The 17,283-nt window shown below is 62.6% G+C and carries 18 protein-coding genes and 6 tRNA genes; 16 read left to right on the forward strand and 8 right to left on the reverse strand.

The features are described from left to right. Nucleotides 1–52: 52 nt before the first annotated feature. The 5 genes from ACUY2Y_RS09640 to ACUY2Y_RS09660 form a co-directional block, all read right to left on the reverse strand. Nucleotides 53–127 (reverse strand) — tRNA-Val (locus ACUY2Y_RS09640). Nucleotides 128–156: 29 nt separating this feature from the next. After that, a tRNA-Cys gene (locus ACUY2Y_RS09645) sits at nucleotides 157–230 on the reverse strand. Nucleotides 231–271: 41 nt separating this feature from the next. Next, nucleotides 272–347, reverse strand: a tRNA-Gly gene (locus tag ACUY2Y_RS09650). Between the two features lie 16 nt (nucleotides 348–363). Beyond that, a tRNA-Val gene (locus ACUY2Y_RS09655) sits at nucleotides 364–438 on the reverse strand. Between the two features lie 21 nt (nucleotides 439–459). Then, nucleotides 460–535: transfer RNA gene (locus ACUY2Y_RS09660), tRNA-Gly, on the reverse strand. Between the two features lie 280 nt (nucleotides 536–815). Here ACUY2Y_RS09660 and ACUY2Y_RS09665 point away from each other — a divergent pair. Both ACUY2Y_RS09665 and ACUY2Y_RS09670 read left to right on the forward strand, forming a co-directional pair. Next, a tRNA-Val gene (locus ACUY2Y_RS09665) sits at nucleotides 816–887 on the forward strand. A 213-nt stretch (nucleotides 888–1,100) separates the two neighbouring features. Further along, on the forward strand, nucleotides 1,101–1,412 hold the full coding sequence (locus ACUY2Y_RS09670) for a hypothetical protein (RefSeq protein WP_448326059.1): 312 nt from the start codon (nucleotides 1,101–1,103) through the stop codon (nucleotides 1,410–1,412). Nucleotides 1,413–1,476: 64 nt separating this feature from the next. On the opposite strand, the gene ACUY2Y_RS09675 is transcribed toward ACUY2Y_RS09670, so the two are convergent. The 3 genes from ACUY2Y_RS09675 to ACUY2Y_RS09685 form a co-directional block, all read right to left on the reverse strand. Beyond that, on the reverse strand, nucleotides 1,477–1,707 hold the full coding sequence (locus tag ACUY2Y_RS09675; RefSeq protein WP_259899771.1) for a hypothetical protein: 231 nt from the start codon (nucleotides 1,705–1,707) through the stop codon (nucleotides 1,477–1,479). Beyond that, entirely contained in the window at nucleotides 1,704–2,123 is a 420-nt protein-coding gene (locus ACUY2Y_RS09680) for a hypothetical protein (protein WP_448326061.1), read from the reverse strand. Before ACUY2Y_RS09680 ends, ACUY2Y_RS09675 begins: the two co-directional genes overlap by 4 nt. Nucleotides 2,124–2,185: 62 nt before the next feature. Then, complete coding sequence (locus ACUY2Y_RS09685) at nucleotides 2,186–3,676, reverse strand: MFS transporter (RefSeq protein ID WP_448326063.1); 1,491 nt, start codon at nucleotides 3,674–3,676, stop codon at nucleotides 2,186–2,188. 169 nt (nucleotides 3,677–3,845) lie between these two features. Between ACUY2Y_RS09685 and ACUY2Y_RS09690 the strand changes: the two genes are divergently transcribed. The 14 genes from ACUY2Y_RS09690 (at nucleotide 3,846) to secD (ending at nucleotide 17,282) form a co-directional block, all read left to right on the forward strand. Beyond that, on the forward strand, nucleotides 3,846–4,487 hold the full coding sequence (locus ACUY2Y_RS09690) for a copper resistance CopC family protein (RefSeq protein WP_448326065.1): 642 nt from the start codon (nucleotides 3,846–3,848) through the stop codon (nucleotides 4,485–4,487). A 161-nt stretch (nucleotides 4,488–4,648) separates the two neighbouring features. Next, nucleotides 4,649–6,715, forward strand: a complete 2,067-nt coding sequence (gene thrS, locus ACUY2Y_RS09695) for a threonine--tRNA ligase (protein WP_448326066.1) — start codon at nucleotides 4,649–4,651, stop codon at nucleotides 6,713–6,715. Continuing rightward, the gene (locus ACUY2Y_RS09700) at nucleotides 6,684–7,325 is read left to right on the forward strand and encodes an HIT family protein (protein ID WP_448326067.1); all 642 of its coding nucleotides are present in this window, start codon (nucleotides 6,684–6,686) and stop codon (nucleotides 7,323–7,325) included. The genes thrS and ACUY2Y_RS09700 overlap by 32 nt, the downstream gene beginning before the upstream one ends. Beyond that, the gene (gene pgsA / locus ACUY2Y_RS09705) at nucleotides 7,326–7,982 is read left to right on the forward strand and encodes a phosphatidylinositol phosphate synthase (RefSeq protein ID WP_448326069.1); all 657 of its coding nucleotides are present in this window, start codon (nucleotides 7,326–7,328) and stop codon (nucleotides 7,980–7,982) included. It begins immediately after the preceding gene. Beyond that, nucleotides 7,982–8,893 (forward strand): phosphatidylinositol mannoside acyltransferase, encoded by a 912-nt coding sequence (locus ACUY2Y_RS09710; protein WP_448326070.1) that lies wholly within the window; start codon nucleotides 7,982–7,984, stop codon nucleotides 8,891–8,893. Before pgsA ends, ACUY2Y_RS09710 begins: the two co-directional genes overlap by 1 nt. A gap of 6 nt (nucleotides 8,894–8,899) precedes the next feature. Continuing rightward, on the forward strand, nucleotides 8,900–10,033 hold the full coding sequence (locus ACUY2Y_RS09715; protein ID WP_448326072.1) for a glycosyltransferase family 4 protein: 1,134 nt from the start codon (nucleotides 8,900–8,902) through the stop codon (nucleotides 10,031–10,033). Next, the gene (locus tag ACUY2Y_RS09720; protein WP_210573503.1) at nucleotides 10,033–10,410 is read left to right on the forward strand and encodes a hypothetical protein; all 378 of its coding nucleotides are present in this window, start codon (nucleotides 10,033–10,035) and stop codon (nucleotides 10,408–10,410) included. Before ACUY2Y_RS09715 ends, ACUY2Y_RS09720 begins: the two co-directional genes overlap by 1 nt. A 3-nt stretch (nucleotides 10,411–10,413) precedes the next feature. Continuing rightward, nucleotides 10,414–11,262, forward strand: coding sequence for an acyl-CoA thioesterase (locus ACUY2Y_RS09725; RefSeq protein WP_448326075.1), 849 nt, complete (start codon nucleotides 10,414–10,416; stop codon nucleotides 11,260–11,262). Nucleotides 11,263–11,351: 89 nt separating this feature from the next. Further along, nucleotides 11,352–12,107, forward strand: a complete 756-nt coding sequence (locus tag ACUY2Y_RS09730) for a YebC/PmpR family DNA-binding transcriptional regulator (RefSeq protein ID WP_448326076.1) — start codon at nucleotides 11,352–11,354, stop codon at nucleotides 12,105–12,107. A gap of 168 nt (nucleotides 12,108–12,275) precedes the next feature. After that, the gene (gene ruvC / locus ACUY2Y_RS09735) at nucleotides 12,276–12,830 is read left to right on the forward strand and encodes a crossover junction endodeoxyribonuclease RuvC (protein WP_448326188.1); all 555 of its coding nucleotides are present in this window, start codon (nucleotides 12,276–12,278) and stop codon (nucleotides 12,828–12,830) included. After that, entirely contained in the window at nucleotides 12,830–13,447 is a 618-nt protein-coding gene (ruvA, locus tag ACUY2Y_RS09740; RefSeq protein WP_448326078.1) for a Holliday junction branch migration protein RuvA, read from the forward strand. Before ruvC ends, ruvA begins: the two co-directional genes overlap by 1 nt. Before the next feature lie 41 nt (nucleotides 13,448–13,488). After that, complete coding sequence (ruvB, locus tag ACUY2Y_RS09745) at nucleotides 13,489–14,565, forward strand: Holliday junction branch migration DNA helicase RuvB (protein WP_448326080.1); 1,077 nt, start codon at nucleotides 13,489–13,491, stop codon at nucleotides 14,563–14,565. A gap of 39 nt (nucleotides 14,566–14,604) precedes the next feature. Beyond that, a complete protein-coding gene (gene yajC, locus ACUY2Y_RS09750) occupies nucleotides 14,605–14,931 on the forward strand; it encodes a preprotein translocase subunit YajC (RefSeq protein WP_210573496.1) in 327 nt (108 codons plus the stop codon). Between the two features lie 275 nt (nucleotides 14,932–15,206). Beyond that, a complete protein-coding gene (gene secD, locus ACUY2Y_RS09755) occupies nucleotides 15,207–17,282 on the forward strand; it encodes a protein translocase subunit SecD (protein ID WP_448326082.1) in 2,076 nt (691 codons plus the stop codon). Nucleotide 17,283: the final 1 nt, after the last annotated feature.

Consider the following 17,283-nt stretch of genomic DNA (forward strand, 5'->3'; position numbering starts at 1 on the left):
GGCAAGGTGATGCGCTACCAACTGCGCTACATCCGCATCGGGGCTTTCGCCCTGGTGCGCGATACTGGGATCGAACCAGTGACCCCTACCGTGTCGAGGTAGTGCTCTACCGCTGAGCTAATCGCGCGGGATATTCAGATGATATTCAAATGAATATGGAGGTGGAAACGGGAATCGAACCCGTGTACAAGGTTTTGCAGACCTTTGCCTCACCACTCGGCCATTCCACCGTGGGCGATTTCCGCCTCTTTCACAGTACCAATCAGGTACTTGGAGCGGATGACGAGACTCGAACTCGCGACCCTCACCTTGGCAAGGTGATGCGCTACCAACTGCGCTACATCCGCATCGGGGCTTTCGCCCTGGTGCGCGATACTGGGATCGAACCAGTGACCCCTACCGTGTCGAGGTAGTGCTCTACCGCTGAGCTAATCGCGCTTAAGCCCCCGTGAGGGGACTTGGAGCGGATGACGAGACTCGAACTCGCGACCCTCACCTTGGCAAGGTGATGCGCTACCAACTGCGCTACATCCGCATGCATTCGTTCCGATGTGAACTTGTGCGACTAGAAACTCTAATGTGTTGCCCCGCGTTCGACCAAATCCCGTCGTTGTGACTTGTTTTTAGTGCGCCAAAGCGCGCGCTTATCGACGCCGCCTGCTTTCCACCCCGCCCTCATCCCAGCGCCGGACCCCGGCCGCACATTCCCCGTACCCCGCCGCCACGCCCGGAGCCTACGTCCACCGTGTCTGTGCACGCGATTAGGGGCTTTCACCACAGCAGTGTTAATGTATCCCTCGCGCCAAAAACGCAACGGTCCCATGGCTCAGTGGAAGAGCGTTCCGTTCACACCGGAAAGGTCGCTGGTTCGATCCCAGCTGGGACCACAGAATTGCAGGACCTCAGGTGAGAAATCATCTGAGGTTCTTTGCTTTGAAGAACGCAGGAAGTGGGTTAGCGCTCGCGCGCTTGTCACGGATCTGTCGGGGCCATATGCGGCCATCGGGCTGGACTCAATGACTACGACAGCGGCGATGTCATTGCCAATGACCCCGACGAACAGCGCCTAGAATTGGCCTGGAACGAAAGGGGAGAAGCGGATGTCCGTCAGCCCAGAAATGGCAAGCGCAATCCTGCGAAGCGGCCTTGTCGTCGGCGCCATGTGGTCGAGGCCGGTCGTCGTCGGCAAAGATGAACACGGCCCGAATGCCGTAGTCTTCACGGACTTTGACGAGGTAGACCACCGCGTCACCGCCGCGGACATTCAGTGCGCAGCCGACACATGGGCTACGGACAACCCCGACGATGCCTTCACCGCCGCCCTCCTAGACGACAACGTTCCCAAACATGTTCCGCCCCGTGCGGCCGATGAAATCTGCCAGCTCGCGGCCTTCGGAGCAATCAAGTACTAACTAGCGGAATAGGCACTGGGGCAGTGCTCAGAGGGAAATAGCAGGCACGGCAGCTGCAAGCTAGCTACGGCTGATCCTCCTGGTTCTCGATGACCACCGGTCCCATCTCGAAGCCGGGCATGCCGTAATCGGCCACCCAGCGGAGGAAGGGAGTCACCCGCTCACCGGGGCGCTTGCCGTCCTCGATCTGCTTGATGACTGCCTGGGCAGCGAGAACTTCACCCATGTGTGGCGGGCGCTTCAGGCGAAGCCCTTCAAGGGTCGTGTTCTCCTTGTAAGCGAAGCGGAACGTCATGAGTTTGATCCCTCCCTGTCATCGACTTCAAGTATGGGTTCGAGCACCACGTCGAGGATTCTGTTCACCATTTTAACCTGCTCTTTGTCTAGGTAACTATGGTCATCATGTTCGGTGAGAACGGCGACGCCGACAGCGGTTTCGAGTGGCTTTCGGGAGAAGCAGAGCTCCGTGGCCCATCGGACATCTTGATGCCACTCCTTTGAAGCGTCCTGTCTACGGGAGCTCTTGACGGTCTGAGCGACCCCAGCCCACGCGATGAGTGCCGCTCCGACGGGGCCCAACACCTTGCCGCTGAAATCTAGAACTGCTTCCGCCGAGTCAGGCGGGCCTAGTGAAAGTACGACTGCATACGAAATCGACGTTGCAACTGATAGTCCTGTAATTAGCCAAGGGAGCGCGGGTGTTCTGTTCATACCCACTTAGACTCGATCCAGCGCCCCACGGTTCCATCACTGAGACAAGTTTCGTGGGGATTTTAAGCGTCCTGATGCATGCTCGGCGACTTGGGGTTCCCGCGGAAGCACCACGCGGTGATCGCGCAAAAGGCCACGGCGGTTGCGGCAAGGAAGGCCATGGTCAGCTCGTGGGCATGGGCGTAGGCCGGAGCGGCGGCATCGTGGGTGGCGGGATCGTAAATCGCGCTCATGCCCTTGTCGGCTAGCTCCGGCGGGAGGAACGATAGCAGCAGCGAGGTCAGCATCGATCCGGAGACGGCGACGGTGATGAGGGTGCCGAACTCGTACGACACTTCCTCCACGCCGCCGGCCATACCGGCGCGCTCAGGGGGAGCGGCACCAATGATGGCGGTGGAGGAGACCGACATTGCGAAGTTCGCGCCGGCACCGAGGAGAATGCCACCGGTGAGGAACACGGGGAAGCTATCGATTGCGGAACCCCACCAGCAAATAAGCGCGCCGGCGATGCATGCGGCGAAGCCGCCCGACACGATGGTCTGGAAACCGAGGCGGTGCAACAGTGCGCCGCCGGCGATCGTGAACGGCAAAGCCGCAAAGCCGATCACACCGATGGCAAGGCCGGCGTGGAAGGGAGAGAAGCCGTCGACAAGCTGTAGGCGCTGCGTGGAGGTCATCTCCATGCCCACCAACACGAACATGGCGCCGGCAGCCGAGACCGCACCGCCGGTAAAGACTGGGTTTTTGAAGATGTCGAAAGTCAACAGCGGGTCGTCGAGCTTCTGCTGGCGGTGGCCGAACATGACGGCACCGAAGACCATGACCACAGTGGCGCCGATGAGAACCGGCATGTGAGTGTCCAGGCGGGCGGCTTCCTCAATCGTCAGCGTCAATCCTGACAGGGCGAACAACGCGAATACGGAGGAAATAAGGTCCCAGTGCTTGTCCGGGTTCGGCTTGTTGCGCGGGCCGATCAGCAGCGTGCACACGAGGGCCAGCACAACGACCGGAACATTGATCAGGAAGACCGAGCCCCACCAGAAGAAGTGCAGCAGTGCACCGCCCACCACAGGGCCGAGCGCGGCACCCAGGACCGCGGCGGAAACCCAGATGCTCATCGCGAGGTTGCGTTCGCGCTCTTCCGGAAAAATCTGGTTGATCAGGGCAAGCGTGGCGGGAAGCATTGTCGCCGCACCGGCGCCGAGAAAACCGCGCGCGATCACGAGCGACAACACAGTGGGGGAGAATGCCGCAGCAAGAGACGCGATACCGAAAATGACGAGCCCCACCATGAACATGCGGCGGTGACCAATGCGGTCGCCCAAAGACCCCGAACCCAAAAGAAGGCCCGTGATCACCAGCGGGTAGGCGTTGATGATCCACAAGGACTGGGACGCGGTCGCGCCGAGCTGTTCATCCAAGGCAGGAAGCGCGGTATAGAGGATCGAGTTATCCAGCGCGACCATCAACAGGCCAAGCGACACGACAATGAAAAATGGCCAACGGTTCGGGTTGGCCGGTTTTCTACGAGAACGACGATCACGGGAAATCACCCGGTCAACCTACCGCTTAACCAGTGGTTTGTCACGATTAGGTAGGTCCACATGAAAATCCCAGGAACTTTCGGGCCTAGCGTGGGGACTACTACGGCAGACCAACGCATCGCAGAAGTGATGACGTTGGAACTGTTGAAACTGACCTGGAAAGAGGAGAAACCCACTGATGGCACGCAGGATCAAATCCGCCACCACCCGCACACTGCTTGCAGGAACCGCCGCAGCAATGCTCGCCGTAGGCACGGCGCCCGCAGCGTTTGCACACGACTCAGTGATCTCCGCGCGTCCAGGCATCGACGAGACCGTCACGGAATTCCCGACAGAGCTCGTCCTGGAATTTTCCGGGCAGCCGAAAGAAGACTTCAACACCGTCGCGCTGTCACGCGTTTCCGACGGCGAAGTCCTGTTCAACGGCGAGCCCGAAGTCAATGACCGCACGGTTTCCATTGACGTTCCGGACGATGTAGATGCGCAGCCGGGCGAGTACCGCATCGGCTACCAGATCACTTCCTCCGATGGCCATGCCACCAAGGGGCACACTGACTTCAACTTCACCCCGGCAAATGCATCTGAGGAGTCCGCCGCGCCGGGCGGAGGGGATAACGAAGGCGAGACCGAAGGAACTCAAGCAACCGATTCCGCCGAGAAAGACGCTGGCTCCGGCTACACCTGGCTGTGGCTGCTGCTCGGCGCGTTGTTCCTCGGCGGTGTCGTGATCGTCGCTTTGAGCCGTCGCCGCCAGAACGACGATGCGACGCAGCGAGTGCGCGAAATGGAGGAGCTCGACGGCGATAGCGAACGCAAGTAAGCAACGCGCCGATTACCGCCGCGGCGGGCAGGGGTAAGATCGCCCCCAGTGCCCACGCGGCGGTTATTTTTGTGCCGGCCCGCGGGGGCGAGACATGAACACACCGCGGGCGCGGCCAGGTATGCCGTCCCGCACGAGCGCAAAGGAGCGCTGAAGAACATATGTCCAGCGGGATTGCCCCAACTCAGATGAATCACGAGCCTTTCGAGGTTCCCGCCGGCACACCTGTCGGTGTAGCGATGCGTGAGCTGGAACTGCCCAATAAGGGCGAAGATGCCATCGTCTGCGTGCAGGACGCCGAAGGGAATTTGAAGGATCTTTCCCACACCCCGGAGGAGACCGGAACGTTCATGCCGGTCGCGGCGAACACGGAGCTGGGACGCAGCGTCATCCGCCACTCGTGTGCGCACGTTCTCGCACAGGCAGTGCAGGAGGAATTCCCCGACGCCAAGCTGGGCATCGGCCCCGCCATCAACGACGGCTTCTACTACGACTTCGATGTCACCGAGCCTTTCACTCCTGAGGATCTGAAGACGCTGGAGAAGCGGATGAAGAAGATCATCAAGCAGGGGCAGAAATTCGTCCGTGGTGTCTACGCCTCCGCCGAAGAAGCCGCCGAAGATCTGAAAAACGAGCCGTACAAGCTCGAGCTCATCCAAGACAAGGGGTCTGTGGACCCGAACTCGGACGAGGCCACCGAGGTCGGCGCCGGCGACCTGACGCACTACGACAACGTCAACCCGCGCACCAACGAGGTCGTCTGGCACGACCTGTGCCGCGGCCCGCACGTGCCCACCACCAAGTACATTCCGGCTTTCGCACTGACCCGCTCGTCCGCCGCGTACTGGCGCGGCGACCAGGACAACGCCGGTCTGCAGCGCATCTACGGCACTGCGTGGGAGTCCAAGGAGAAGCTGGAGGAATACCAGCACATGATCGAGGAGGCCGAGAAGCGCGACCACCGTCGTCTCGGCTCCGAGATGGACCTGTTCTCCTTCCCAGACCAGGTCGGCTCCGGCCTGCCAGTCTTCCACCCGGACGGTGGCATCGTGCGCATGGAGATGGAAAACCACTCCCGCAACCGCCACATCCAGGCTGGCTACTCCTTCGTGAACACTCCGCACGTGACCAAGGGCGATCTGTTCAAGCAGTCCGGCCACCTCGACTGGTACGCAGAGGGCATGTTCCCGCCGATGCAGCTCGACGGCGAGACCAACGACGCCGGTGAGGTGACCAAGCAGGCGCAGGACTATTACGTCAAGCCGATGAACTGCCCGATGCACAACCTGATCTTCGACTCCCGCGGACGCTCCTACCGCGAGCTGCCGCTGCGCCTGTTCGAGTTCGGCACGGTGTACCGCTACGAGAAGTCCGGTGTGGTTCACGGCCTCACCCGCGCCCGCGGTTTCACCCAGGATGACGCGCACATCTACTGCACCGAAGATCAGCTTGAACAGGAGCTGACCGACGTCCTCGAGTTCATCGTTTCCCTGCTCAAGGACTACGGCCTCGACGATTTCTACCTCGAGCTGTCCACCAAGGACCCAGAGAAGTACATCGGCGACGACGAGATCTGGGAGCGTTCCACGAATATTCTCCAGTCCGTCGCGGAGAAATCCGGCCTCGAGCTCGTTCCGGATCCGGCTGGTGCCGCGTTCTACGGTCCGAAGATCTCCGTCCAGGCACGCGATGCCATCGGCCGCACCTGGCAGATGTCCACCGTGCAGCTGGACTTCAACTTGCCGGAGCGCTTCAATCTCGAATACACCGCTTCCGACGGAACGAAAAAGCGCCCGGTGATGATTCACCGCGCTCTCTTCGGCTCTATCGAGCGCTTCTTCGGTGTGCTGCTCGAGCACTACGCCGGTGCATTCCCAGCATGGCTGGCACCGCACCAGGTGGTGGGCATTCCGGTCGCGGACGACTTCGCACCGCACCTCGACGCCCTGACTGAGCAGCTGCGCGCCCGCGGCATCCGTGCGGAGGTCGACCACTCCGACGACCGCATGCAGAAGAAGATCCGCACCCACACGCAGGGCAAGGTGCCGTTCATGCTGCTGGCCGGAGCACGCGATGTCGAGGCGAATGCAGTGAGCTTCCGCTTCCTCGACGGCAGCCAGGTCAACGGTGTGCCGGTGGATGAGGCAGTCGAACTCATCAGCGCCTGGGTGGGCGACCAGCTCAACGAGCAGCCGAATGAGGTGTCCTTTGAGGCACGCCGAGGATAGCAACGGCGGCATTCCCGAAAGGGAGGCTGACGTCGCTGCGCCGGGGGAGACCCATGCCCCGAGAGAGTATGTCGACTCCGGCGTGGGCGACCACGACCGCCTCGTGCGGCTGTGGGCGCCGTTCCGCTCGGCGTATATCTCGTCTATCCCTGGTGGAAAAGAGCGCAAGGCAGATCCTTTCCTTGCGGCGCCGGAGCAATCCGACGAAGATGCGCTGATCATCGCCCGCGGTGAGAGCGTCTACGCGCTGCTGAACCTGTACCCCTACAACGCTGGCCATCTCATGGTCGTGCCGTACCGCAAGGTCGCGGACTTAGAAGAGTTGACCGATGACGAAACGGCCGAGCTCATGGCATTCGCCAAGCTGGCGGTGCGCACCCTCAAACGCGTCTCCCGGCCTGAAGCGATCAACGTGGGGCTCAACCTCGGGAAAGCGTCAGGTGGCTCGGTCGGCGATCACTTGCACCTGCATGTGGTTCCGCGGTGGGCGGGGGACTCCAATTTCATGACGGTCATCGACGGCACCAAGGTCCTTCCGCAGTTGCTTCGGGAGACGCGCTCGCTGTTGGCCGAGGGCTGGGCGGAGATCGTCAGAGAGGACGGCGCCTAAATGCTCGGTCTTTATGGAAGGAAACCGGCGTCGGTGGTGGCAGCGCCCGTCGCAAAGCTGTTGCTGCGCCTTGGTTTGTCCGCGAATGCCGTGACGATTTTAGGGACGCTGGCCACCATCGCTGTCGCTGTCGTGCTGATTCCCACCGGGCATCTGGTGTGGGCCGGCGCGCTCATGGCGTTCTTCGCGGCGTTCGACGTGGTGGACGGCACAATGGCGCGGCTGCGCGGAGGAGGCACGGCGTACGGCGCGACGCTCGACGCATCGTGCGATCGGCTGACCGACGGCGCGTTGTTCGGTGCCATCGTCTACTGGCTCATCTACGTCGATCAAGCAGAGGCATCGACGGTTGCTGGTGCGCTGGTCGTCCTGGCGTTGTCGCCGACGATTAGCTACATCAAAGCCCGAGCCGAAGCCGGCGGCCTTGAGGTCAACGGCGGGCTCATTGAGCGACCCGAACGCCTGATCGTCGCTGTAGCTGGCCTTGTTCTTGAAGGCTTCGGAGTGGATCTGGCAATTGAAGTGGCGCTGTGGACGCTCGCAGTGGGCTCGGTGATCACCGTGGTCCAACGGCTGTACATGGCCTCGCGCGACCCGAAAGCGAACCAGCACATCGCCGCACCCGCAGGCGTTCCTGAACCGGAGGGCACGCGCTAGTGACGGCAGCGGCAAAAGCACCATTCTCCGAGCGACTGGCAGCTGCCGGGTATATCGCCGGGTGGAAAGCCGTGCGGCATTTGCCGCCGCGAGTGGCCGCGAAACTATTCAACGCCGGCGCCGATTTCGCGTCGGATAAAGGGCGCGGGGCGGAGATGCTACGGCGCAACCTCACACGCGTCGTCGGTGCGGAAAATGTCACCCGGGCGCTCGTGCGCGACTCGATGCGCTCGTACGCGCGCTATTGGAACGAGGCTTTCCGTTTGCCGGCGATCGCAGGTGATCCTGAACTGCTGTCACGCCTCGATGCCGGCGTGCGTGGCCGCGACCACCTGGAAGAGACCCTGGCTCGCGGCAAAGGTCTCATTCTCACCCTCCCGCATTCCGGTAATTGGGACATGGCGGGCATGTGGCTCGTGTCGCGCTACGGCGGTTTCGCCACTGTGGCCGAGCGCTTGCGGCCCGAGGCGCTTTTCGACGCCTTCGTGGACTACCGCGAATCCATGGGCTTCGAGGTGCTCGCCGCTACTGGTTCATCCGTGCCACCCTACGAGCGATTGAAAGAGGTGCTCGTCTCCGGCGGAATCGTCTGCCTGATGGGGGAGCGTGACATGACTCCCCGCGGTGTTCCGGTCACGTTTTTCGGGGAGGAGACCACCTTGCCGGCCGGGCCGGCGAAGCTCGCGCTAGACACCGGTGCCGGGCTGCACGTGGCGCACTCCTGGTTCGCGGGTTCAACAACTCAGCCGGACTGGGGTCATTCGGTTTCACCGGAGATCGAGGTGACCGATGTGGAAGAGACCGTTCAGCGGATCGCCGACGGCTTCGCGGCAAATATCGCTGCGCATCCGGAAGACTGGCACGCCCTCCAGCCGATGTGGCCTGCCGACCGTGAGAAGCGGAAGCGGTGATGCGTCGTGCGCGTCGGCATGGTGTGCCCGTATTCCTTCGACCACCCCGGCGGGGTGCAAGCGCACATCCTCGATCTTGCCCGGATTCTTACTGAACGCGGGCACGACGTGCGCGTGCTTGGGCCAGGAACTCGGTCAGGTTCGGCCTACGACCTGCCGGATTATGTCACCCTCGGCGGACGAACTATTCCGCTGCGGTACAACGGCTCGGTCGCACGGATTTCTTTCGGGCCGAGGACTTTTCAACGCACACGACGCTTTTTGCGCGAGGGCGGATTCGACATCATCCACATTCACGAGCCCAATGCACCGAGTTATTCCCTCGCCGCATTGCTTCTGGCTTCCGAACCAGTCGTGGCCACCTACCACGCCTCTGCGACGTCATCGCGCGCACTGCAATTCGTGCGACCGGTCTTGCGCCCGACGCTCGAGAAGATTCAGGCGGGCATTTCCGTGAGCGAGATGTCGCGCCGCTGGCAAGTGGAACAACTCGGCGGGGACCCATTGCTCATTCCGAATGGAGTGGAAACGAGCATCTACCGGGAGGCACGCAGGGCGCGGGGGACGGCAACTGCGGCGTCGATAAGCGATGCTCCTGATAAAGGCGCGCACATCGTCTTTCTGGGGCGCTACGACGAGCCGCGCAAAGGTCTGCCGATTCTTCTGGATGCGCTGTCGATCATGGATGATGCACCGCGCGTGACCGTGATCGGCGGCGGTTCCGGCCGTCCTGTTGCTGCGACGGCGAATGTGGAATTCGTCGGGCTCGTGAGTGAGGCTGAGAAAGCGCGGTTGCTGGCATCGGCCGATCTTTATGTCGCGCCCAATACGGGTGGCGAATCCTTCGGCATCGTGCTCGTTGAAGCGATGGCGGCGGGATGCGCGGTCGTGGCCAGCGATATCGAAGCCTTCGCCGATGTGTGCGCGGCGGATAGCGATATCCCCGCGGGCGCCCTGTTCCCGGTGGGGGATGCGAACGCCCTCGCGGTGACGCTGCAGCGATTGGTCCGTGAACCTGCAGCCCGCGCTGAACTTACGGCCGCTGGAACGCAGCGTGCTCGGACTTTCGACTGGAATGTCGTCGCGGGGCGCGTCGAAGCTGTCTACGAAGCCGCAGCTGGCGGGGGAGCGAGTGCGTGATGAGCGGTGTGTCTGTGCTGATAGTGGCACTGGTGTTTGTTGTGCTCGCTGTCGTGGTGTGGGCGATTCTCACCGCACGCCGGCTCGACCGTCTGCATATCCGGCTTGACCGGGCCCGGGCAGCGCTCGATTCGGCGGTCGAGCATCGGGATGCCGTCGCGGACATCGTTGCGAATACCCGTGACGATGAAGCGGCGCGGACAGCGCTGGCCGTCGCGGAAGACCGGGTTGAGCTCTCCCTGCGCCTGTACAACGGTGCCGTGGCCGCGACACGCGCGGTGCGGCTGAAACCCGGAGTGCGCGCATTGCGGCTCGCCGGCACGGCACCGATGCCGGAATTTCACGGCCGTGAAGCGGGTGCGCCGTTTAAGCTGTGACCCATGCCATTCGACATTCCCAGCATCGACAATATTTTGAATCTGGAGCAGCTGGACGACAACGTCTTCCGCGGCACCAGCGTTTACTCCGGATTGCAGCGCACTTACGGCGGCCAGGTGGCGGCGCAGGCGCTGTCGGCGGCGACCAAGACAGTCGAGGACGTCAAGCTCGTCCACTCCCTGCACAGCTACTTCATCCGCCCCGGTCAGGCGGACCGGGACATCGTCTTCGTGGTCAACCGCGTGCGCGATGGGCGCAGCTTCGCCACACGCATCGTCGACGCGGTTCAAGGTGGGAAGACGATTTTCTCGCTCGAAGCGAGCTTCCACATCACCGACGATGAAGGCATCGAGCACTCCGATGCGATGCGGTCCGTGCCCGAACCGGACGATGTCGTGCCGCTCGAGGAGACCGACGGACCGTTGAAATTCTTCTCCATGTGGGCAAAGGACTGGGACGTCCGCGTCGTGCCCGACGACCAATTCGAGCACAACCCGTACACGCCCAGCCAGCAGGTCGTGTGGTTCAGGTCGAAGCGCGAGCTTCCCGACGATCAGACCTTCCACATCTGCACCCTGGCCTACATGTCGGACCTGACGCTGCTGCACTCCGCGCTGGTGCCGCACCGCGATCACAAGGTGCAGATGGCGTCCCTCGACCACGCCATGTGGTTCATGCGCCCGTTCCGCGCCGACGAGTGGATGCTCTATGACCAGGTCTCTCCGTCCGCTCACGGCGCACGCGCTTTGACCCAGGGCCGGATCTTCGACAGGCAGGGCAACCTTGTCGCCATGACCGTGCAGGAAGGACTCACCCGCACGCTCAAAGAGGGCGGGAAGGCGTTTTCCTAACGCAACTAGTCCGCCCCTGAATGTCGTTTCCCGGGGTGGGCGTATAGTGGACAGCCGAAACTTCAGCCGGAGGAAAGGGGAGATGGCGCATGGCAGGCCACTCGAAATGGGCTACAACGAAGCACAAGAAAGCCGCTAACGACGCAAAGCGCTCCAAGATGTGGGCGAAGATGATCAAGGACATCGAGGTCGCGGCACGCACCGGCGGCGGTGATCCGGCGGGCAACCCCACCCTCGACGACATGATGAAGAAGGCCATGAAGGCCTCCGTCCCGAAGGACAATATCGAGCGCGCCCGCAAGCGCGGCTCCGGCGAGGAAGCCGGCGGCTCCGACTGGGAAGACATCACCTACGAGGGCTACGGTCCGAATGGTGTCGCCATGCTCATTCAGTGCCTGACCGATAACCGCAATCGTGCGGCCACCGATGTCCGCACCGCGATGACCAAGAACGGCGGTAACTTGGGCGAGTCCGGTTCGGTCGCCTACATGTTCAGCCGTAAGGGCGTGAACACCGTGGTCAAGGGCGACCTGACCGAAGACGACGTGCTGATGGCCGTGCTCGAGGCAGGCGCTGAAGAGGTCAACGACCTGGGCGAGCACTTCGAGGTCGTCTCCGAGGCGACCGATTTGTACGCCGTGCGTGATGCTCTGCGCGAGGCCGACATCGAAATCGAGGACACGGAGCAGGACTTCCGCGCCTCGGTGGAGGTCGATCTCGATCTTGAGGCCGCGAAGAAGCTCGAGAAGCTTATCGACGCGCTTGAGGATGCCGACGACGTCCAGAACGTCTACACCAACTCGACCATGTCGGACGAGGTCGCTGAAGCACTCGCCAACGAGTAGAACACAGCGTGCGCGGGCGTCGTTGACGGGGCCTGAGCACAGCATTACCGAAGCGGATCTGGCTGTTGCCGGGTCCGCTTTGTCGTGCGCGGCACGGCATGGCTCGCGAGTGGTGTCTGGGTCGTGTGGTAGAACAAATGTGTGACTACGACGGAGGGCCTGCGCGTGATGGGGATTGACCCGGGGTTGACCCGGTGCGGCCTCTCCGTGCTGCAAACGGGCAAGGGGCGGCAGGTGATTCCCATTGCTGTCGGAGTGGTGCGCACACCGTCCGATGCGGAGCTGTCTGAACGCCTGTTGCGTTTGTCCAATGCGGTCAACGAATGGCTGGACGATTACAAACCGGATGTTGTCGCGATGGAGCGTATTTTCGAACGCAGCAACGTTTCCACCGTCATGCACACCGCCCATGCCGTGGGGGTGATGGTGCTCGCCGCCGCACAGCGCGGGCTTCCCGTGTACATGTACACACCCTCCGAGGTGAAGAAAGCCATCTCCGGCAACGGCCGGGCGGACAAGAAACAGATGACGGCTATGATCACCCGCATTCTCGGGCTCGGTGCGCCGCCGAAGCCAGCGGATGCAGCTGACGCACTCGCCATCGGGGTGTGCCACTGCTGGCGCGCACCTCTGTTGGCCCGCACTCAGGCGGCGGCGTCGTTGACGGGAAGCGCGGGACGGAATGCTGCCGGGAATAAGACTGGTAAAAGGAGTTGGAAGTAGTGATTGATTCGCTCAACGGTGAGGTCATCTCCATCGGTTTGGATCACGGCGTGATCGAATGCGGCGGCGTCGGCTACCGCTTCCTCGCCACCCCGCCGACGCTGGGCCGGCTGGTCCGCGGTGAGAACGCCCGTGTGCTGACCACGATGGTGGTCAAGGAAGACGCGATGACGCTCTACGGCTTCAGCGACGACGATGCACGTGAGATGTTCGATCGCCTGACCTCGGTCACAGGACTCGGCCCGAAGCTGGCGTTGGCATCACTGTCCGTTTTCGAGCCTGCTGAACTGGCCGGCCACATCACAGCCGGTGACTCGAAGACGATCCAGTCCATTCCCGGTGTAGGCAAGAAAATGGCTGACCGCCTCGTTCTGGAACTCAAAGACAAGCTCGCCGGAGTGTACGGCACGCAGCCAGGTCAGGCGGCTGGGCAGGCTGCCACGCCGCAGACGCAGGGCGCGTCGCTGGCGACGGAACAGGTCGTCGAAGCACTCGTCGGGTTGGGCTTTCCGGAAAAGGGTGCCCGCAGCGCGGTCGACGCTGTTGCCGCGGAGTCCCCGGACGCGGAGTCTTCGGCGTTGCTGCGCAATGCGCTCAACCGGTTGGGTAAGAAATAAGCAGCTGATTTCATAAGGCATGGAGATGGAGGGTGCAGCACATGTCTGATGTGGAGAAGACAGAGTTCGAGCTACCGGCCGACCTTGCCCGGCAGGTGGACTCGCCGGTGGATGCGACGGAGCACACCGGGGAGCAGGACTTCGAGAAATCGCTGCGCCCGAAATCCATCGACGAGTTCATCGGCCAGCCGAAGGTGCGCGAACAGCTGAGCCTAGTGCTCACCGGTGCGAAAAAGCGCAATGTCACACCTGACCACATTCTTCTTTCCGGCCCGCCGGGTCTGGGCAAGACCACGATGGCGATGATCGTGGCGCAGGAGCTCGGGACGTCGCTACGCATGACCTCTGGCCCCGCGCTTGAGCGTGCCGGCGACCTCGCGGCGATGCTGTCGAACCTGATGGAGGGCGATGTGCTCTTCATCGACGAGATTCACCGGATTGCACGCCCGGCCGAGGAAATGCTGTACATGGCCATGGAGGATTTCCGCATCGATGTGATCGTGGGCAAAGGCCCGGGTGCGACCTCCATTCCTCTGGAAATCCCGCCGTTCACTCTGGTCGGAGCCACCACGCGTGCCGGCATGCTCACCGGACCGCTGCGCGACCGTTTCGGTTTCACCGCGCAGATGGAGTTCTACGATGTGGAGGACCTCACCGATGTGATCACGCGTGCGGCGTCGATTCTCGGGGTGGAGATCGAGCGCGACGCCGCAGTGGAGATCGGTTCGCGTTCCCGCGGCACCCCGCGCATCGCCAACCGCCTGCTGCGCCGCGTGCGCGACTGGGCCGAGGTCAACGGCGACGGAACCGTCACCGTGGAGGCAGCCCAGCAGGCTCTCACCGTGTTCGATGTCGACGAGTTGGGCCTCGACCGTCTCGACCGTGCTGTGTTGGACACGTTGATTCGGAGCCACGGCGGCGGCCCCGTCGGCGTGTCTACCTTGGCTATCGCAGTGGGGGAGGAGCCCTCCACCGTGGAGGAAGTCTGCGAACCCTACCTCGTGCGTGCGGGACTCATGTCGCGCACTGGCCGGGGACGCGTGGCTACCGCTGCTGCTTGGCACCACCTCGGCATGACACCGCCGCCGGAAGCCCCGGGGCAGCTTCACCTGTACTAGCTGCCAGCTCCTCGGATTGGTGTGCCACAATGGTTCACCATGGAATACTTACCTCTTCTCCTAATCTTCGTTCTGTTCGCGCTGCCGAGCTTGTTTTTGGCGCGCATGAACCGGAAGCGGGTGGAGAAAGCCCGCGCCGTCCAGGCCAAGGCGAAGGCCGGCGACCGCATCATCACCGTTTCGGGCTTCCACGGCGACATCGTCTCCGCTGGTGACACCACCGTTGACATCGAGCTGGCTCCCGGCATCGTTGTCACGATGGAGCGCGAGGGTGTCTACAAGGTGGTTGAGAACGACGGTGCTGCAGGCAGCACAGGCAGCACTGTGCGCGAGACCGAGACTGATCCGGCAGACGGCGACCGGTAGGCGTCAAACGCCACCGGCAAGACAGAGCAGCTCGGCGTGCGATCAGAAAAAGGCACGCCGGGCTTAATCATTTCCACGTCCATGACGTACGATCACTGTCTGGACCTTTTCCCGGCCCGGGAATCAGTGCCCCAGAAATGCGAGTACGCCGGGGCTGGGGAAGAGACGACAGAAGCACAACCACCTTGCACGGGTAGCCGCAGCCGTCACCGCGCAACTGCGGGGAACGTAGCCGCCTGAGGTGGATAAAGCAGGTTAACGAGGAGAGCACGTACGTGACTTCGAAAACGTCAGGCAGGCGGTCAGCCCGAGAGGGAGGATCGAAGCGAGCGTGGCCCAAACGGGCCATTGCGCTATTCGCACTCATTTTGGTGGCCACTTATGCCCTTATTTTCTTGACGGGCGACCGTGAGGCGTCGCCGAAACTGGGCATCGATCTTCGCGGCGGCACCCGTGTCACGCTCGTCCCGCAAGGGGAGGAGCCCACGAAGGATCAGCTGGACCAGGCGCGCACTATTCTTGAGAACCGCGTCAACGGCATGGGTGTCTCCGACGCATCTGTCGTCGTCGACGGCAACACGCTGGTGATCACGGTCTCCGGCGAGGATTCCGCCGATGTGCGCAATATCGGCCAGACCTCCCAGCTGCTGTTCCGCCCGGTCGCCCAGCCGACCCAGCAGGCCGACCAAGTCAACTTCCCGAAGGTTTTGGAAGACATGGCGAACCGCTGGGTCGAGTACCGCGTGATCACCAAGGAAGAAGCGCAGTCGTCGATGCAGACATTCGCCGACGCCTTCAACCAGCAGGCCGAGGCGATGAAAAAAGCTCAGGAGGAGCAGGGCGGGGAAGCCACCACCGAGATAAACCTCGAGCCGATCGAGGCACCGGAGATCACCGCCGACCCGAAGCCGGAGCCGGACAACTCCCTCGAAGCATCGGATCTGCGCAAGGAAGCAACGGCGATGCTGCGCGAGGACCGCCAGTCCGATGACATGACGAAGCTTCAGGCGGCATCCTGGCTGATGAAGTGCACCCCGGCCGACCCCGAAAAGCCGGCGCCGGTGGACCCGCTGGCGGGCACTGACGATCCGAAGCGCCCGCTCGTGGCCTGCGATCCTAGCCAGGGCCAGGCGCTGCTGCTCGACCCGGTGCCGCTGCTCCAGGGCGTCGAGGACGAGGACGGACCGCGTCTGACCGGTAGCGAGATCGACACCAATCGCCCCATTACCGGTGGCATCAATCCAGAGACCGGCCAGATGGAGATCAACTTCGCCTTCAAGCAGGAAGGCGAACACAATGGTTCTTCTACCTGGGCAGCGCTGACTGCGGCCATGGTTGGTCAGCAGATCGCGATCACCCTGGATTCCCAGGTGATCTCTGCACCGGAGATCAAGTCGCCGACGCCGGTCGGCTCTGCAACCTCGATCACCGGTCAGTTCACCCAGGAAGAAGCCGAGAACCTAGCGAATAACCTGCGTTACGGCGCACTCCCGCTCTCCTTCGCTGGTGAGAACGGTGAACCGGGTGGCACCGCGCTGACCGTTCCGCCGTCACTCGGTGTCGCTTCCCTGAAGGCGGGCATCATTGCGGGCCTGGTCGGTCTGGCACTCGTTGCCATCTTCGTCTTCGTGTACTACCGCCTCTACGGCCTCATTTCCCTGTTCACTCTGGCGACCGCGGGGCTGCTCGTCTACGGCGCGCTGGTCCTGCTGGGCCGCTGGATCGGCTACACGCTGGACCTGTCCGGTGTCGCCGGTTTGATCATCGGTATCGGTACCACCGCCGACTCCTTCGTCGTCCTCTACGAGCGCATCAAGGACGAGGTGCGTCGCGGCAGAACATTCCGCTCGGCGACGCTCAACGGTTGGGATCGCGCGAAGGAAACGATCGTCACAGGCAATATGGTCACCCTCATCGGTGCAGTCGTGATCTACTTCCTCGCCGTCGGCGAGGTCAAGGGCTTCGCCTTCACCATGGGTCTGACCACGATCTTCGACCTGCTGGTGACGTTCCTGATCACCGCACCGCTGATGATCCTGGCTTCGCGCAGCTCGTTCTGGGCTAAGCCGTCCGTCAACGGCATGGCCAAGGCCTTTGAGGCCGGCCGCGGCAAGACCGTCACAGCGCGCCGTTCCAAGCGGAGTGCAGACGCAGAGACCGAGTCCGATGCTGCACGCGCTACCGAGACAAAGCCGAGCGAAGCGTCCACCATCACCACGTCGATGAGCAACGCCACCGGCGGCGGCTCCACCGTGGCGACTCTGACCGCCGCGGATACTGTCACAGCAGTGGATGAAGACGAAGACACCGACACCGCCACGCCCACGGCAACCAGGAAAGAGGAGAAATAAT

Source organism: Corynebacterium sp. 20-84 (assembly GCF_053479455.1).

Coding starts and splice junctions, on each gene's coding strand:
- ACUY2Y_RS09670 (WP_448326059.1), top strand. CDS start 1,101: ATGTCCGTCAGCCCAGAAATGGCAAGCGCAATCCTGCGAAGCGGCCTT.
- ruvC (WP_448326188.1), top strand. CDS start 12,276: ATGGGGATTGACCCGGGGTTGACCCGGTGCGGCCTCTCCGTGCTGCAA.
- ACUY2Y_RS09680 (WP_448326061.1), bottom strand. CDS start 2,123: ATGAACAGAACACCCGCGCTCCCTTGGCTAATTACAGGACTATCAGTT.
- pgsA (WP_448326069.1), top strand. CDS start 7,326: ATGCTCGGTCTTTATGGAAGGAAACCGGCGTCGGTGGTGGCAGCGCCC.
- ACUY2Y_RS09700 (WP_448326067.1), top strand. CDS start 6,684: ATGAGGTGTCCTTTGAGGCACGCCGAGGATAGCAACGGCGGCATTCCC.
- ACUY2Y_RS09720 (WP_210573503.1), top strand. CDS start 10,033: ATGAGCGGTGTGTCTGTGCTGATAGTGGCACTGGTGTTTGTTGTGCTC.
- yajC (WP_210573496.1), top strand. CDS start 14,605: ATGGAATACTTACCTCTTCTCCTAATCTTCGTTCTGTTCGCGCTGCCG.
- thrS (WP_448326066.1), top strand. CDS start 4,649: ATGTCCAGCGGGATTGCCCCAACTCAGATGAATCACGAGCCTTTCGAG.
- ACUY2Y_RS09675 (WP_259899771.1), bottom strand. CDS start 1,707: ATGACGTTCCGCTTCGCTTACAAGGAGAACACGACCCTTGAAGGGCTT.
- ACUY2Y_RS09730 (WP_448326076.1), top strand. CDS start 11,352: ATGGCAGGCCACTCGAAATGGGCTACAACGAAGCACAAGAAAGCCGCT.
- ACUY2Y_RS09690 (WP_448326065.1), top strand. CDS start 3,846: ATGGCACGCAGGATCAAATCCGCCACCACCCGCACACTGCTTGCAGGA.
- ACUY2Y_RS09725 (WP_448326075.1), top strand. CDS start 10,414: ATGCCATTCGACATTCCCAGCATCGACAATATTTTGAATCTGGAGCAG.
- ruvB (WP_448326080.1), top strand. CDS start 13,489: ATGTCTGATGTGGAGAAGACAGAGTTCGAGCTACCGGCCGACCTTGCC.